At 71.4% G+C, this 15,460-nt stretch carries 10 protein-coding genes; 3 read left to right on the forward strand and 7 right to left on the reverse strand.

Going from position 1 to position 15,460, the window contains the following annotated elements; translation table 11 throughout:
* Positions 1 to 102: 102 nt before the first annotated feature.
* The 3 genes from NRK68_RS13235 to NRK68_RS13245 form a co-directional block, all read right to left on the reverse strand.
* Positions 103 to 5,052 carry an NAD-glutamate dehydrogenase gene (locus tag NRK68_RS13235; protein ID WP_183065685.1) on the reverse strand — a complete coding sequence of 1,650 codons (4,950 nt, stop codon included), beginning with the start codon at positions 5,050 to 5,052 and terminating at the stop codon, positions 103 to 105.
* 367 nt (positions 5,053 to 5,419) lie between these two features.
* Entirely contained in the window at positions 5,420 to 6,085 is a 666-nt protein-coding gene (locus NRK68_RS13240; protein WP_183065686.1) for an HAD family hydrolase, read from the reverse strand.
* Complete coding sequence (locus tag NRK68_RS13245; RefSeq protein ID WP_257855853.1) at positions 6,082 to 6,582, reverse strand: DUF6912 family protein; 501 nt, start codon at positions 6,580 to 6,582, stop codon at positions 6,082 to 6,084. The genes NRK68_RS13240 and NRK68_RS13245 overlap by 4 nt, the downstream gene beginning before the upstream one ends.
* Before the next feature lie 313 nt (positions 6,583 to 6,895).
* On the opposite strand from NRK68_RS13245, the gene NRK68_RS13250 reads away from it, so the two are divergent.
* A complete protein-coding gene (locus NRK68_RS13250) occupies positions 6,896 to 7,351 on the forward strand; it encodes an Rv3235 family protein (RefSeq protein ID WP_220818742.1) in 456 nt (151 codons plus the stop codon).
* Between the two features lie 364 nt (positions 7,352 to 7,715).
* Here the strand turns inward: NRK68_RS13250 and secA are convergent, their stop codons facing one another.
* Positions 7,716 to 10,511 (reverse strand): preprotein translocase subunit SecA, encoded by a 2,796-nt coding sequence (secA, locus tag NRK68_RS13255; protein ID WP_183065688.1) that lies wholly within the window; start codon positions 10,509 to 10,511, stop codon positions 7,716 to 7,718.
* Between the two features lie 240 nt (positions 10,512 to 10,751).
* On the opposite strand from secA, the gene NRK68_RS13260 reads away from it, so the two are divergent.
* The gene (locus NRK68_RS13260) at positions 10,752 to 11,327 is read left to right on the forward strand and encodes a GNAT family N-acetyltransferase (RefSeq protein ID WP_183065689.1); all 576 of its coding nucleotides are present in this window, start codon (positions 10,752 to 10,754) and stop codon (positions 11,325 to 11,327) included.
* 114 nt (positions 11,328 to 11,441) lie between these two features.
* A complete protein-coding gene (locus NRK68_RS13265; RefSeq protein WP_257855854.1) occupies positions 11,442 to 12,623 on the forward strand; it encodes a winged helix-turn-helix domain-containing protein in 1,182 nt (393 codons plus the stop codon).
* A gap of 53 nt (positions 12,624 to 12,676) precedes the next feature.
* Here NRK68_RS13265 and NRK68_RS13270 read toward each other — a convergent pair whose 3' ends face one another.
* The 3 genes from NRK68_RS13270 to NRK68_RS13280 all read right to left on the reverse strand — a co-directional run bounded on the left by NRK68_RS13270 (position 12,677) and on the right by NRK68_RS13280 (position 15,374).
* Complete coding sequence (locus NRK68_RS13270; RefSeq protein ID WP_030965549.1) at positions 12,677 to 13,429, reverse strand: response regulator; 753 nt, start codon at positions 13,427 to 13,429, stop codon at positions 12,677 to 12,679.
* 190 nt (positions 13,430 to 13,619) lie between these two features.
* A complete protein-coding gene (hpf, locus tag NRK68_RS13275) occupies positions 13,620 to 14,315 on the reverse strand; it encodes a ribosome hibernation-promoting factor, HPF/YfiA family (protein WP_257857837.1) in 696 nt (231 codons plus the stop codon).
* Positions 14,316 to 14,645: 330 nt separating this feature from the next.
* The gene (locus tag NRK68_RS13280; protein ID WP_183065692.1) at positions 14,646 to 15,374 is read right to left on the reverse strand and encodes a ComF family protein; all 729 of its coding nucleotides are present in this window, start codon (positions 15,372 to 15,374) and stop codon (positions 14,646 to 14,648) included.
* Positions 15,375 to 15,460: the final 86 nt, after the last annotated feature.

Genomic DNA, 15,460 nt, shown 5'->3' on the forward strand with positions numbered 1-15,460 from the left:
AGCGCCCCCGCTACGGCGCCGCGCCCGCGGACCCGCCGGCGAACGGGCCGGGCCCGGGACCACAAGGTCCCGGGCCCGGCCCGTTCGGCTGAACAACCACCATCAGCTGTGCGCGCGCAGCAGCGACCGCATCGTCCGCATGGCCACCGACAGGTTCGCCAGGTCGAAGTCGTCCGAGCCCCGGATCTCCTCCAGGGTCGTCCGGGCCCGCCCGATGATCGCCGCGTTCTTCTCCTCCCACGCCGTGAAGCGCTCCTCGGGAGTCGACGCGCCGTTGCCCACCGACAGCACGTCCGCCGTCAGGGCCGCGTGCGCCGCGAACAGGTCCTCGCGGATCGACGCGCGGGCCATGGACTGCCAGCGGTCGGCCCGCGGCAGCTCGATGATCCGGTCCATCAGCTGCGTGATGTCCAGGCGGTCGGCGAGGTCGTAGTACACCTCGGCGACACCCAGCGGGTCCACGCCCGTCCGGTCCGCGATCGCGACGATGTCCAGCGTCGGGAAGGCCGAGGAGAATCCGGCGACCTTCGCCGCCAGCTCCTCCGGCACGCCCTCACCGGTCAGCTCGTCCAGGACCAGCTGGTACCACTCCAGGTCCGCGCCGCGCACCAGCTTCGGCAGCTCCGCCCACACCTGGGCCACCCGCTCCCCGAAGAAGGCGATGGTCTCGGTGATCTGGAGCGGCTGCGGCCGGTTGTTGAGCAGCCAGCGGGTACCGCGCTCGACCAGACGGCGCGAGTGCAGGCGCACCCGGGTCTGGACGTCGGCGGCCACCTTGTTGTCGAGCGCCTCCACCGCGTCCCACACGTCGGCCAGGCCGAAGATCTCGCGGGCCGCGAGCTGTGCCCGGACGATCTCCTCCGTGGAGGCGCCGGTCTCCTCGCGCAGACGGTGCAGGAAGGTCGAACCACCGGTGTTGACGGTGTCGTTGACCAGGATCGTCGTGATGATCTCGCGGCGCAGCGCGTGCGCGTCGATCTGCTCGGAGAACTTGTCGCCCAGAGCCGCCGGGAAGTACGCGAAGAGCAGGCGGCGCAGGTACGGGTCGTCCGGCAGCTCGGTGGCGATGAGCTCGTCCGCCAGCGTGATCTTGGTGTACGCGAACAGGACGGCCAGCTCCGGCTGGGTCAGCCCCTTGCCGTTGTTGAGCAGTTCGCGGATCTGCCGGTCGGTGGGCAGGAACTCCAGCTCGCGGTTGAGCAGGCCGGCGCTCTCCAGACGGCGCATGAAGCGCTGCTGGGCGTGGAGCAGGCTGGGGGCCTGGGCCGAGCCGTTGGCCAGGGCGATGTTCTGCGCGTAGTTGTTGCGCAGCACCAGGCGGCCGACCTCGTCGGTCATCTGCGCGAGCAGCGTGTTGCGCTGCTTGACGGTCATGTCGCCGTCGGCGACGACCGCGTTGAGCAGGATCTTGATGTTCACCTCGTGGTCGGAGGTGTCCACGCCGGCGCTGTTGTCGATGGCGTCGGTGTTGACCTTGCCGCCCTCGCCGCCGGCGCCGCTGCGGGCGAACTCGATGCGGCCGAGCTGGGTCAGGCCCAGGTTGCCGCCCTCGCCGATGACCTGCGCCCGCACGTCGCAGCCGTTGACGCGGATGGCGTCGTTGGCCTTGTCGCCGACGTCGGCGTGGGTCTCGGAGGTCGCCTTGACGTAGGTGCCGATACCGCCGTTCCACACCAGGTCCACGGGGGCCTTGAGGATGGCCTGCATCAGGTCGGCCGGGGTCATCTTGGTGACGCCGGCCTCGATGCCGAGAGCCGCGCGCATCTGGGCGGTGACCGGGACGGCCTTGGCCGAACGCGGGTGGATGCCGCCGCCCGCCGAGATCAGCGAGGTGTCGTAGTCCGCCCACGAGGAGCGCGGCAGCTCGAACAGGCGCCGGCGCTCGGCGTACGAGACGGCCGCGTCCGGGGTCGGGTCGATGAAGATGTGGCGGTGGTCGAAGGCGGCCACCAGACGAATGTGCTCGGAGAGCAGCATGCCGTTGCCGAAGACGTCACCGGACATGTCGCCGACGCCGACGACGGTGAAGTCCTGGGTCTGGGTGTCGTGGCCGAGCTCGCGGAAGTGCCGCTTGACGGACTCCCACGCGCCGCGGGCGGTGATGCCCATGCCCTTGTGGTCGTAGCCGGCCGAGCCGCCCGACGCGAAGGCGTCGCCGAGCCAGAAGCCGTAGGACTCCGCCACGCCGTTCGCGATGTCGGAGAAGGTCGCGGTGCCCTTGTCGGCGGCGACGACGAGGTAGGTGTCGTCCTCGTCGTGACGGACCACGCTCCGCGGCGGCACGACCTCGCCGGCGACCATGTTGTCGGTGATGTCGAGCAGCGCCGAGATGAAGATCTTGTACGAGGCGATGCCCTCGGCGAGCCAGGCGTCGCGGTCCACCGACGGGTCGGGGAGGTTCTTGGCGACGAAGCCGCCCTTGGCGCCGACCGGCACGATGACGGTGTTCTTGACCATCTGCGCCTTGACCAGGCCGAGGATCTCCGTACGGAAGTCCTCGCGGCGGTCGGACCAGCGCAGGCCGCCTCGGGCGACCTTGCCGAAGCGCAGGTGGACGCCCTCGACGCGCGGGGAGTACACCCAGATCTCGAAGGCCGGGCGGGGCGCCGGCAGGTCCGGGATGGCCTGCGGGTCGAACTTCATCGACACGTAGGCGTGCTGCTCGCCGTGGGAGTCGAGCTGGAAGAAGTTCGTGCGCAGGGTGGCCTTGATGAGGGTGAGGAAGGCACGCAGGATGCGGTCCTCGTCGAGCGAGGCGACCTGGTCCAGGGCCCCGTCCAGCTCCTCCAGCATCGCGTCCACGAGCTCGCTGCCGGCGGCCTGGCGGACGGGCGACATCCGGGCCTCGAAGAGCGAGACCAGCAGCCGGGTGGTGTGGACGTTGTTGCGGAGGGTGTCCTCCATGTAGTCCTGGCTGAAGGTGGAGCCGGCCTGGCGCAGGTACTTGGCGTACGCGCGCAGGACGACGGCCTGGCGCCAGGTCAGACCGGCGCTCAGCACGAGGGTGTTGAAGTTGTCGTTCTCGGCCTGGCCGTTCCAGACGGCCGCGAAGGCGTCCTGGAAGCGCTCGCGGGCGTCGTCGCCGAGGTCGCCCGCCGAGAGCCGCAGACCGAAGTCGTAGATCCACGCGTTCGTGCGGTCGGCGCAGCGCAGCTCGTACGGGCGCTCGTCGGTGACCTCGACGCCGAGGCGCTGGAGGACGGGCAGGACGGCGGACAGGGAGACCTGCTCACCGGCGCGGTAGATCTTGAAGCGGCGTTCGCCGGGGCCCGCGCCGACGGGCTCGTACAGCGACAGCGCGAAGTTCTTGTCGCTGCCGCGCAGCTTCTCCAGGTGCACCAGGTCGGCGACGGCGGCGCGCGGCGAGTGGTCGGCCTTGTAGCCCTCGGAGAAGGCGTTGCCGTAGCGGCGCAGCAGCTCCGCGGCGCGCTCCTCGCCGAGCTCGGCGTTGAGGGCCTGGTCGAAGCCGTCGGCCCAGGAGCGGGCGGCCTCGACGAGGCGGCCCTCGATGCGCTCGACGTCGCCGTCGGTCAGCACGGGCAGCTCGGTGCCCTGCGGGACGCGCACGACGAAGTGGATGCGGGAGAGGATCGACTCGGTGTTCCAGGCGGTGAAGTCGACGCTGATGCCGCCGAGCTCCTCGCGCAGGATGTCCATCAGGCGCAGCCGCACACCGGTGGTGAAGCGGTCGCGGGGCAGGTAGACCAGCGCCGAGTAGTAGCGCCCGTACTCGTCCTGGCGCAGGTACAGCCGCAGCCGGCGGCGTTCCTGCAGGTAGAGGACCGAGGTGACGATGGACTGGAGCTGGTCGACCGGGGTCTGGAACAGCTCGTCGCGCGGGTAGGTCTCCAGGATCTGCGTCAGGTCGCGGCCGTCGTGGCTGGACGGCGAGAAGCCGGCCCGCTCCAGGACCTCGGCGACCTTGCGGCGGATGACCGGCACGCGGCGCACGGACTCGGTGTACGCGGCGGAGGAGAACAGGCCGAGGAAGCGGCGCTCGCCGACGACGTTGCCGTCGGCGTCGAACTTCTTCACGCCCACGTAGTCGAGGTACGAGGGGCGGTGCACGGTGGAACGGCTGTTGGCCTTGGTCAGCACCAGCAGGCGGTGCTCGCGGGCCTTGGCGCGGGCATCGGCGGGCAGCCGGTTGAAGGACGGCGAGACGGGGTGGCCGTCCTCCTTGCCGCTGTGGTGCGGGTCGGAGCGCAGGATGCCGAGGCCGGTGCCGGGCACGGCGGCCAGGGCGTCACCGTCGACGAGGTTGTACTCGCGGTAGCCGAGGAAGGTGAAGTGGTCGTCGGCGAGCCAGCGCAGCAGCTCACGGGCCTCTTCGAGCTCGTACTCGCGCAGGTCCGGGGCGGTGGGCTCGTCGGGCAGGCCGTCGGCGATGCGCAGCGCGGCCTCGCGCATCTTCTCCCAGTCCTCGACGGACTCGCGGACGTCGGACAGGACGCGCTGCAGGTCGACGGTGATCTGCTTGAGGTCGGCGCGGTCGGTCTCGCGGTCGATCTCGACGTGGATCCAGGACTCGACGAGGGAGTCGTGGGGGCGCGCGGTGCGGGGACCGTGCGCGTCGCAGTCGGGGCCGAGGATCTCGATCAGCTTGCCGGTGATGTCACGGCGGACGACGACCTGCGGGTGGATCACGACGTGGATGCCGCGGCCCTGGCGGGAGAGCTCGTTCGTCACGGAGTCCACGAGGAAGGGCATGTCGTCGGTGACGACCTCGACGACGGAGTGGCTGGAGGTCCAGCCGTTCTCCTCCACCGTGGGGGTGTGCACACGCACGTTCGCGGTGCCCTGCGGCCGGTTCTCGGCCAGCCGGTAGTGCGAGAGCGCGGCTCCGAATACATCGACCGGGTCCCGGTCCGTGAGGTCCTCGGGCGCCGTGTGCAGGTAGTAGCGCTGGAGGTAGGAGAGGACGGTGTCCTGGTCCGGCCGCTCTCCCTGCTCGGACCCAGTCGGAAGTAGCCCCCCGGCCGGGCTGTGCTCAGCTACCCGGGCCGCCCGTGCGAGCAGCTCGGCCTTTGCTTCGTCCAGCTTGGTCTGCATGTCCTCTGGCTCCTGTCGCGCGCCATTGCGTGACGTAGGTGAAGGAAGGAATGACATAGCGCCCCGAGGCGGGGTGTCCGTTCCGAATCGACGCTATGCCGTCGAGAGAGCCGACCGGGAGGGAATGAGCCAAGATCGGCCGGCGGTCCCGGTGGCGGGGATCAGCGATGGCCCGGGCACTGTCGTACGCCGGGCGCAGGCCGGAGGCTCCAGTGCCCCCGAGGGATATCGCGCTGATCACGGGTACAAGGCTATCCCGACCTACCCCCAGGTCGTCATTCGCTGCATCTGTACAAATCTTGGGGTAGAACTTTGACACTCTGGCCAGCGACGTGGCAGGCCGTCCGTGCAGCGGCCTGTCCAGTCGCTATTCGGCCAGCTCGCGAGCAGTCAGAACGGCTTCCGCCAGGCTGTCCACGACCGGCACTCCGGCTGATTCCAGACTGCGGCGGCTGTGCGAGCCGCCCGTGTAGAGCACGGCGCGTGCGCCGACGTGTGCGGCGGCGAGCGCGTCGTCCACGGCGTCTCCGATGAGGACCGTACGGTCGGCGGTCACGCCCGTCGCATGGAGGGCCTCCATGTGGCGTACGAGATGTCCCGCCTTGGAGGTGTGGGAGGGGCCGGTCCGCCCGTCGACGCGCAGGAAGTGCACGTCGATGCCGTGGTCGCGCACGAGCGGGACGAGCCTGTCGTGGGGCGCGAGGGACAGCAGGGACTGGGTGAGCCCGTCGCGCTGCCAGTCGCGGAGCAGTTCCCGGGCGCCCTCGGCGAGGCCGGAATCCGCCGCCGCGGCCCAGTAGTGGCGGTGGAAGGTCTCGTCCATGACGAGCCACTCCGCCTCGGTGGGCAGCCGCCCCATGAGGCGCTCGTAGAACTTCGGCACCGGTACGACGTACAGCTCGCGGTACGTCTCCAGCGTGATCGGCGCGAAGCCGAGCTCGGCGAAAGAGGCGTTCGTCGCGGCCATGACGGCGTCGATGTCGTGGAGCAGGGTGCCGTTCCAGTCCCAGACGAGGTGGTTCGTGTGCGTCATTTCAGCAGCCCCGGGATCTCCTGGACGCCGAACCACAGCAGCTCGTGGTCCTCGGCCCGGTCGACGGTGGACCGCGCGTCCTCGTCCCCGCTGTCGGCGGCGGGCAGGGCCAGCGCGGCGGCGGCGACGTCCTCGTCGGCGTCGTCGGCGTCCACGTGCACGGCGGCGGCCACGGTGAGCCGTACGGCGGCGGCGAGGCTCACCTGGCCGAGGCTGGCCTCGTCGGCGCCGGGGGCGGCGGTGGCGGCCTTGTCGTCGACGTCGAGGGCGACCACGACGCGGCGGCGGGGTGCGCCGGGGTCGGCGGCGAGCAGCCTCAGCGAGGCGGCCGCGGCCCGGCCCAGGGCCGCGTACTCCAGCTCCTCGATGTCGTCCGAGACGTACCACTCGCGCAGGCCGGGGGTGACGGCGTACGCCCGCAGCGGGGCGGGGCCCAGCTCACCCGCCTTGTGCACCTCGGCGAGCCCGGGGAGGGTCAGGGGGACGTACACGCGCATGGCCGGCTGCTTTCGGTAGTCGGAAACCAACCCAGGATACGACTCGGAGGTGGCCGGCCGGGGTCCGGCAGGGTGACGGCCGCCGTACCCCATCGGGCTGCCGCGGCCGGCGGGAGGCCCGTCCACCGGCCGCCCCGGCGCCCCGCCGTCCGGCCCCGGTGGCGGCGGGCCGCGCACTCGGATAGGTGAACCCGGCCGGCCGCGGGCCGGGGCCGGCCGCCGGTTGCGGAGCGTGTTCGCCGCCCGTAGAAGATCCCCATCAAGTTACCGCCCGGTACCGCTCCGGGCCCGGCCTGTTCGGGGGCAGATCGCGATGGACACCACGACGCGCGGCACGATCGGCAGCAACGGCGGCCGTCGCCGCCCCGCGGGCCGCTCCGGAACCCGCCCCGCCGGCCGGCGCGACCAGCGCCGCCCGGCACCCGGCTCGGGGCCGGCGCGCCCGCCGCACGTCGGCCCGCACCACTGGTTCGCCGAACGCCTGCTGGCGGTGATCAGCGGCATGCGCCCGGTCCACTCGCTCCTGGGCCACACCATCGGCCCCGCCTACCAGCAGCTGGTCACCCTGGCCCCGGCGGACCCCCTGCGCGAACGCCTGCGCCCGGTCGTCCGCCGCTGCGGCCGCTTCATCCCCGGCCCCGGCGTCATCGAGGCCTTCGCCCGCATCACCACCGGCGACCGCGTAACGGCCATGGCCTTCCGCCTCGAACAAGGCCCGGACCTCCGCTGGCGCTGCGCAGCCATCGAAATCCAGGGCCCCCTCCCCTAACGGCCCATCCCATCCCCGCCGCCCTCCCAGCCCCGCCGCACCCTCCCAGCCCGGCCACACCCTCCCAGCCCCGCCGCACCCTCCCAGCCCCGCCGGCGTTTGAGGCGCGGGGCCCGGGGCGGAGCCCCGCTCTTTTCAGCCCCGCCGGCGATTGAGGCGCGGGGCCCGGGGCGGAGCCCCGCTCTTTTCAGCCCCGCCGGCGTTTGAGGCGCGGGGGCCCGGGGGCAGCGCCCCCGCAACGGCGCCGCACCCGCCAACGCACCCGCACCCGCACCGCCACCCCCGCGGGAGCGAAACGGCCGGGGCCGGACACCCCACGGTGCCCGGCCCCGGCCGACGAACTGCGCCCCGCGGAGCGGCAGGGTTACTTCTTGCGGCGACGCCCACCCGCGGCCTTCTGCGCCTTACGGCGCTCGGCCCGCGTCATCCCGTCCCCGGCCGCGTCGCTCTCGAAGTCGCCCTCGATCACGCCGCCCTCACCGTCGACCGTCGGCGCGGAGAAGTGCAGCCGGTCCGGACGCTGCGGCGCGTCCAGCCCCTTCGCCCGGATCTCCGGACGGGCGGCGGCGGCCGCCGGCTCCTTCGTCAGCGACGGGGCGGCGTCCTGCACCGGAAGCTCCTCGACCTGCTGCTCGACCTGGACCTCCAGGTTGAACAGGTAGCCGACGGACTCCTCCTTGATGCCCTCCTGCATGGCGTTGAACATGTCGAAGCCCTCGCGCTGGTACTCGACCAGCGGGTCCTTCTGGGCCATGGCCCGCAGGCCGATGCCCTCCTGCAGGTAGTCCATCTCGTACAGGTGCTCGCGCCACTTGCGGTCCAGCACCGACAGGACCACGCGCCGCTCCAGCTCACGCATGATCTCGGAGCCGAGGGCCTTCTCGCGGGCCTCGTACTGCTCGTGGATGTCGTCCTTGACGGACTCCGCGATGAACTCGGCGGTGATGCCGGCGCGGTCGCCCGCGGCGTCCTCCAGCTCCTCGATGGTGACCTTCACCGGGTAGAGCTGCCGGAACGCATTCCACAGGCGCTCCAGGTCCCACTCCTCGGCGAAGCCCTCGACCGTCTCGGCCGCGATGTACGCGTCGATGGTGTCGTCCATCATGTGGTGCACCTGCTCCTGGAGGTCCTCGCCCTCCAGGACGCGGCGGCGCTCCCGGTAGATGACCTCGCGCTGGTTGTTGAGCACCTCGTCGTACTTCAGGACGTTCTTGCGCGTCTCGAAGTTCTGGGTCTCGACCTGCGACTGGGCCGACGCGATCGCGCGCGTCACCATCTTGTTCTCGATCGGGACGTCGTCCGGAACGTTTGCCATCGCCATGACGCGCTCGACCATCTGCGCCTTGAACAGACGCATCAGGTCGTCACCCAGCGACAGGTAGAAACGGGACTCGCCCGGGTCGCCCTGACGGCCGGAACGACCGCGCAGCTGGTTGTCGATACGGCGCGACTCGTGGCGCTCGGTGCCCAGCACGTACAGCCCGCCGAGCCCCTTGACCTCCTCGAACTCCGCCTTCACGGCGGCCTCGGCACGGGTGAGCGCCGCGGGGAGGGCGTGCGCCCACTCCTCGATGTGCTCCTCCGGGTCCAGGCCCTGCTGGCGCAGCTCGGCCTCGGCGAGGTCGTCCGGGTTGCCGCCGAGCTTGATGTCCGTACCGCGCCCGGCCATGTTCGTGGCGACGGTGACGGCGCCGCGGCGGCCGGCCTGGGCGACGATCGTGGCCTCGCGCTCGTGGTGCTTGGCGTTGAGGACCTCGTGCGGGATGCCGCGCTTGGAAAGCTGCTGGGAAAGGTACTCGGACTTCTCGACCGACGTCGTACCGACGAGGATCGGCTGGCCCTTCTCGTGCTTCTCCGCGATGTCGTCGACGACGGCGGCGAACTTGGCGACCTCGGTGCGGTAGATCAGGTCGGCCTGGTCCACTCGCTGCATCGGCCGGTTCGTCGGGATCGGGACGACACCGAGCTTGTAGATCTGGTGGAACTCGGCGGCCTCGGTCATGGCCGTACCGGTCATGCCCGAGAGCTTGGAGTACAGGCGGAAGAAGTTCTGCAGGGTGATCGTGGCGAGGGTCTGGTTCTCGTCCTTGATGTCCACCCCTTCCTTCGCCTCGATCGCCTGGTGCATGCCCTCGTTGTAGCGGCGGCCGGCGAGGATACGGCCGGTGTGCTCGTCGACGATCATGACTTCGCCGTCGATGACGACGTAGTCCTTGTCCTTCTTGAACAGTTCCTTCGCCTTGATGGCGTTGTTCAGGTAGCCGACGAGCGGGGTGTTCACCGACTCGTAGAGGTTCTCGATGCCGAGCCAGTCCTCGACCTTGGCGACACCGGCCTCGTGGATGCCGACGGTGCGCTTCTTCTCGTCGACCTCGTAGTCGCCGGTCTCCTCGATGCCCTTGAGCGGCTGGCCGGCCTCGCCCTTGGTGAGGCGGGTGACCAGCTTCGCGAAGTCCGCGTACCACTTCGTGGCCTGGTCCGCGGGACCGGAGATGATCAGCGGGGTACGGGCCTCGTCGACGAGGATCGAGTCCACCTCGTCGACCACGGCGAAGTTGTGGCCGCGCTGGACGAGCTCGTCCTGCGACCACGCCATGTTGTCGCGCAGGTAGTCGAAGCCGAACTCGTTGTTCGTGCCGTAGGTGATGTCGCAGTTGTACTGCTCGCGGCGCTGCGCCGGCGACATGTTCGCCAGGATGCAGCCGACGGACAGGCCCAGGAACTTGTGGACGCGGCCCATCATCTCGGAGTCGCGCTCGGCCAGATAGTCGTTCACCGTGATCAGGTGGACGCCCTTGCCGGACAGCGCGTTCAGGTACGCGGGCAGGGTGCCGACGAGGGTCTTGCCCTCACCGGTCTTCATCTCGGCGACGTACCCGAGGTGCAGCGCCGCACCGCCCATGAGCTGGACGTCGTAGTGGCGCTGGCCGAGGACGCGCTTGGCCGCCTCGCGCACGGTGGCGAAGGCCTCGGGCAGCAGGTCGTCCAGACTCTCACCGTCCTGGAACCGCTGCTTGTACTCGTCCGTGAGCGCCCGCAACTCGGCGTCGGAGAGGTTGACGAAGTCCTCTTCGATGGAGTTGACCTGGTCCGCGATGCGGTGCAGTTTGCGCAGGATCTTGCCTTCGCCTGCACGCATGAGCTTGTTGAAGACGGACACCGAGGTTTGTCTCCTTGCCGGTCGGGCCTGGGCACTGTACGTACACGGGCACGGCAGGTGGGCCCCACCGCAACGGCCATCGTAAGCGAGGACGCGGTCGCGTCGGGAGGTCCGCCGTTCCCATGAGGGCACGGGTGCCCGGATTGAGAACGTACGGGGGACACCGAAGGTGCCGCATCACCCGGAGGGATTCCCGAAAAGTGTTCGCCCCCGGTGCCGCGACGGCAGCAGAATCCGCGCATGGAGCCCACCACACTGACCACCGAACGCCTCGTGCTCAGGCCTTTCGCCGCCGAGGACGCCCCCGAGGTGCACGCCGCCTGCCAGGACCCCGAGATCCAGCGCTGGAACGAGGTCCCCTCCCCCTACGGGCACGCGCACGCGGACACCTGGGTGAACGAGACCGTCCCGACCGGCTGGCGCGAGGACAGCGCGTACAGCTTCGCGGTCCGGCTCGGGGCCGGGGGCCCGCTGGTGGCGGCCCTGGGCGTGCACCCGCGCGGCGAGGCCGTGTTCGAGATCGGCTTCTGGGCGGTGCGGGAGCACCGGGGCCGGGGCTACGTGACCGAGGCGGTCGGCGCCGCCGCCCGTTGGGCCTTCACCGAGCTCGGCGCGGGACGCCTGGAGTGGCGGGCCGAGCCGGGCAACGCGGCCTCCCGGGCCGTCGCGGAGAAGGCCGGCTTCCGGATGGAGGGGGTCCTGCGCGCCGGGATCTCCCACCGCGGCACCCTGCGCGACTGCCGGGTCGGCGCCCTGCTCCCCTCCGACCTCGGCCTGCCCTCGCAGCTGCCGTACCTGCCGTCGCCCACGCCCTGACGTCCTGGTCCGGCCCCGTTGACAGCCCAGCAGGGCGTCAGTCAGTGGCAGAGCCACGACCACCGGACCCCGCTACGAGTATCAATGTCAGTGGCACGGCCTACGCTTCGGCGCATGACCAGCCTGCCGCCGCCGACCGTGTCCCTGTCCGCCGACGACGCCCGCCGGATCGCCCTGCGCGCGCAGGGCTTCCTCGGAGCCCCCGACCGGCGCGGCGGGGTCCGCGGGGTCCTGCGCCACCTGGGCGCCGTCCAGCTCGACACCATCTCGGTGCTGGCCCGCTCGCACGAGCTGATCCCGTACGCCCGGCTCGGCGCGGTCGGCCGGGACAGCGTGGAGAAGGCCTACTGGACCGAGCGGCACGCCTTTGAGTACTGGTCGCACGCGGCCTGCATCCTGCCCATCGAGGAATGGCCGCATTTCGCCTTCCGCCGCCGGGCCAACCGGGAGCGCGGCCACCGCTGGCACATCCTCGAGGACAAGCAGCACTCGACGCGGGCGGTCCTGGACCGGCTCCGGACGGACGGCCCGCTGACCTCCACCGAGCTGGGCGGCGCCAAGAACGGCGGCGAGTGGTTCGAATGGTCCGAGACCAAGATCGCGGTGGAGTGGCTCCTCGACACCGGCGAGGTGGTGTGCAGCGAGCGCCGCGGCTGGAAGCGGGTCTACGACCTCCCCGAGCGGGCCGTGCCCGACGCGCTGCTCCACGACGACCTGGACGACCGCGAGTGCCTGCGCCGCCTGGTCGCCCTGGCCGGCCGGTCCCTCGGCGTCGGCACCCGCGCCGACATCGCGGACTACCACCGGCTCAAGGGGGAGCAGTTCGACGCGGTGGTCGAGGACTCGGGGCTGGTACCGGTGGAGGTGGAGGGCTGGTCCAAGCCCGCGTGGGCGGACCCGTCGGCCCTCGCGACGGCTCCCCGGGGCCGCCACCGCACGACGCTGCTGTCCCCGTTCGACTCGCTGGTGTGGGACCGTCCCCGCACGGAGCGGATCTTCGGCTTCACCCACCGCCTGGAGGCGTACGTCCCCAAGCCGAAGCGGATACACGGGTACTTCGCGATGCCGCTGCTGGCGGGCGGGCGGCTCCAAGGCCGCGTCGACCCGGCCCGCGAGGGCCGCACGCTGGTCGCCCGGCAGCTCTCCCTGACCTCTCCCGCGGCCGCCGCCCCGATGGCGCGGGCCCTGCGGGAGGCGGCGGAATGGGTCGGCTGCGACGCGGTCCGCGTGGAGCGCGCGCAGACCGCCGCCGAGGCGGCGGCGGTGACGGCCGAACTGGCGGCGCTGGGCACCTGAGCGGATCTCCGCAGGCCTGACGGCCCGCGGGGGGGGCGGGGGGAGGCGGCGGACTAGCGGATCTCCAGGATCTTCTCCCGCATCGCGTAGACCACGGCCTCCATCCGGGAGTGCAGCTGGAGCTTCTCCAGGATGTTGCGGACGTGGTTCTTCACGGTGTTCTCGGAGATGAACAACTCCTTCGCGATGTCGCGGTTGTTCATGCCGGTGGCCACCAGCTTGAGGACCTCGAGCTCGCGGTCCGTCAGCCTCGGCGCGGGCACCAGCCGCCGCTCGTCGGTCCGCTGGATCATCGACTTGAACTCGGTGAGGAGCTTCGACGCCATCGACGGGCTGATCTGCGACTGGCCGTCGGCCACCGCCCGGATCGCCGTGGCCACCTCGTCCGTGGAGATCTCCTTCAGCAGGTACCCGGTCGCGCCCGCCTTGATCGCGTCGTAGAGGTCCGCCTCCTCGTCGCTGATCGTCAGCATGATGATCTTCGCGGAGGGGGCCACCTCCTTGATCGAGGTGCAGGCCTCGATGCCACCGCGCCGGGGCATCCGCACATCCATGAGCACGATGTCCGGCAGCAGGTCGGCCGCCTTGTCCACCGCCTCCGCACCGTCCCCGGCCTCGCCGACGACCTGGATGTCCTCCTCCTGCGCGAGGACGATCTCCAGTCCCCGCCGGAAGAGCGCGTGGTCGTCGACCACGAGCACCCGGATGGGCTCCCCGGCCGGTGCACCGGCGGTTTCCCCCGACGGGTCCGCCCCGCGGCAGGCCGCGCCGTCGTCCGCGCGTACCGGACCGAAGCTGTCCGCCATCGTCCCTCCCCCTGCATGTGCCGAGCTGCCGGGCCAACCGGACACGTTCCGCAGCCGGTTGACTGCCCGCCATGATTCCATGCCCGCACCACGTCGCGGGGGAAGCCGGCGGAGCTGCTGGCGCATACCCGTCATGCAGGTGCCCCCGCGGAGACGCCGAAGCGTCCCGCGGGGGCAGCGAACGGTCTGCTCAGCCGCCGAGCGCGCCACCCGCGCCGCCCCGCGGCTCCTCCGAGCTGGAGGCCCCGTCGGGGTTCACATGGATGACGCCGTAGTCATAGGCGTGTCGCCGGTATACGACACTGGGCAGCTTCGTCTCGGAGTCGACGAACAGATAGAAGTCGTGGCCGACCAGCTCCATCTCGTACAGAGCCTGATCGAGCGACATGGGCGCGGCCGAGTGGGTCTTCTCGCGGACGATGAGCGGGCCTTCGCCCTGCACCTCGATCGGTCCGATCCGGGTGATCGGAACGCCGTCCGTCTCCTCCTCGGTGACCACCTGGCCGCTGCCGTTCAGCGACGCGACGCCCGGCACGACGTCGGCGACCTCTGCCGCCGAGAGCCGGCCGTTGCCACGGCGGGTGTAACGCTTGTCGTGCTGCTTGCGCAGCCGGGCCTCCAGCTTGTCCTGAGCGAGGTCCAGCGCCGCATACGCGTCGGCGGCGGCGGCCTCGGCCCGGATCACCGGGCCCCGCGAACGCAGGGTGATCTCCACGCGGTCGGAACGGTCGGCCTGGCGCGGGTTGTGCTCCTTGGACACCTCGACGTCCAAGCTGATCACCTTGGCGTCGAGCTTCTGGATCCGCTCCGGATTCAGCTTCTCGGCCACGTGCTTGCGGAACCGCTCGGGCACCTCGGTCTTGCGGCCCTTGACGACGATGTCCACGCAGAACTCCGTTCCCGGATAGCTCCGCCCGACGGGGCGAAGCGTCTCCCTTTCGCACCAGACTCCGGTGAAGGCCGGAGCCTCGGACTTGGCGACTTTCACCTCCTCCTCCCCCATCGGCAAGATCTACACCCCACCGACTTCGGAGTCGAGAGAACAGCCTCCTGAGTTCCTTACAACCGAACATATCCCTGTATGACGGTTGTCGGCACCCGCTACCGGCACGTACTTCCAGTCCAGTGGCCGTTCCCTCGTACTACCTGCAACGATGGGCCTTCCCCTCCAGTTCCAAATGTATTCACGGGATTTTCCTCCCCGAGACGTTGCAGGTCACCGCGCCGCCGTCCGGGGCGCCCGGACGAAGGAGTCCGCCGGCGCGGCGACCACCGCTGCCCGCAGCACCGCTCCCGGCCCCGCCACCAGACCCGCCGCACGGACCGCCCGGGCCGCCTCGGCCAGCGTCGCCCCCGTCGTGACCACGTCGTCCACGAGCACGATCCGGGCCCCGCGCGTCAGCCGCACGCCGGCCCGGCGCACCGCCAGCGCCCCCGCGAGGTTCTCCCGGCGCTGCCGGGCCCCCAGCCCCGCCTGGTCGGCCACCGCCCGCCGCAGCCCGAGTACGGGCGCCACCCGCGCGGCAACCCCGGCCCGCCGCAGCCGGCCCGCCGCGGCCAGGGCGATCCTGCGCGCCGGATCGTGCCCGCGCGCCCGCACCTGCCGGCGCGCCGACGGGACCGGCACCAGTGCCACCTCACCCGGCCCGGGCCCCGTCCCGCCCGCCAGGACGGCCGCCGCCAGCGCACCGCCCAGCACCCCGGCCAGCGGGAGCGCGCCGCGCTCCTTGTGGGCCAGCAGAACGGCCCGTACGGCTCCCTCGTAGACGGCGGCCGCCTGCACCACCGGCAACCCCTCGGGACGCGGAGACGGGCCCACCGGGCCCGCCAGGGCCCCGCCGAGCGCGCCCCGGCAGCCGTCGCACACCAGCACGCGGACGGCACCGCACCCGGCGCAGTCCACCGGCAGGACGAGCCCGGCGAGCTCCTGCCACCACCCCCGCATGGCTCCACACTCGCCGCCCGGCCCCCGGTCCGCCACCCCTGTGGACGACCGCCCCCGGAACGCCCGGACGGCCGGACGCCCCGTGC

This window comes from Streptomyces yangpuensis, from assembly GCF_024666385.1.
Classification (GTDB): Bacteria; Actinomycetota; Actinomycetes; order Streptomycetales; family Streptomycetaceae; genus Streptomyces; species Streptomyces yangpuensis.

What these genes read in the sequence shown, in the direction of transcription:
- NRK68_RS13235 (WP_183065685.1), bottom strand. Translation starts at nt 5,052, where the DNA reads ATGCAGACCAAGCTGGACGAAGCAAAGGCCGAGCTGCTCGCACGGGCG.
- NRK68_RS13240 (WP_183065686.1), bottom strand. Translation starts at nt 6,085, where the DNA reads ATGACGCACACGAACCACCTCGTCTGGGACTGGAACGGCACCCTGCTC.
- NRK68_RS13245 (WP_257855853.1), bottom strand. Translation starts at nt 6,582, where the DNA reads ATGCGCGTGTACGTCCCCCTGACCCTCCCCGGGCTCGCCGAGGTGCAC.
- NRK68_RS13250 (WP_220818742.1), top strand. Translation starts at nt 6,896, where the DNA reads ATGGACACCACGACGCGCGGCACGATCGGCAGCAACGGCGGCCGTCGC.
- NRK68_RS13260 (WP_183065689.1), top strand. Translation starts at nt 10,752, where the DNA reads ATGGAGCCCACCACACTGACCACCGAACGCCTCGTGCTCAGGCCTTTC.
- NRK68_RS13265 (WP_257855854.1), top strand. Translation starts at nt 11,442, where the DNA reads ATGACCAGCCTGCCGCCGCCGACCGTGTCCCTGTCCGCCGACGACGCC.
- NRK68_RS13270 (WP_030965549.1), bottom strand. Translation starts at nt 13,429, where the DNA reads ATGGCGGACAGCTTCGGTCCGGTACGCGCGGACGACGGCGCGGCCTGC.
- NRK68_RS13280 (WP_183065692.1), bottom strand. Translation starts at nt 15,374, where the DNA reads ATGCGGGGGTGGTGGCAGGAGCTCGCCGGGCTCGTCCTGCCGGTGGAC.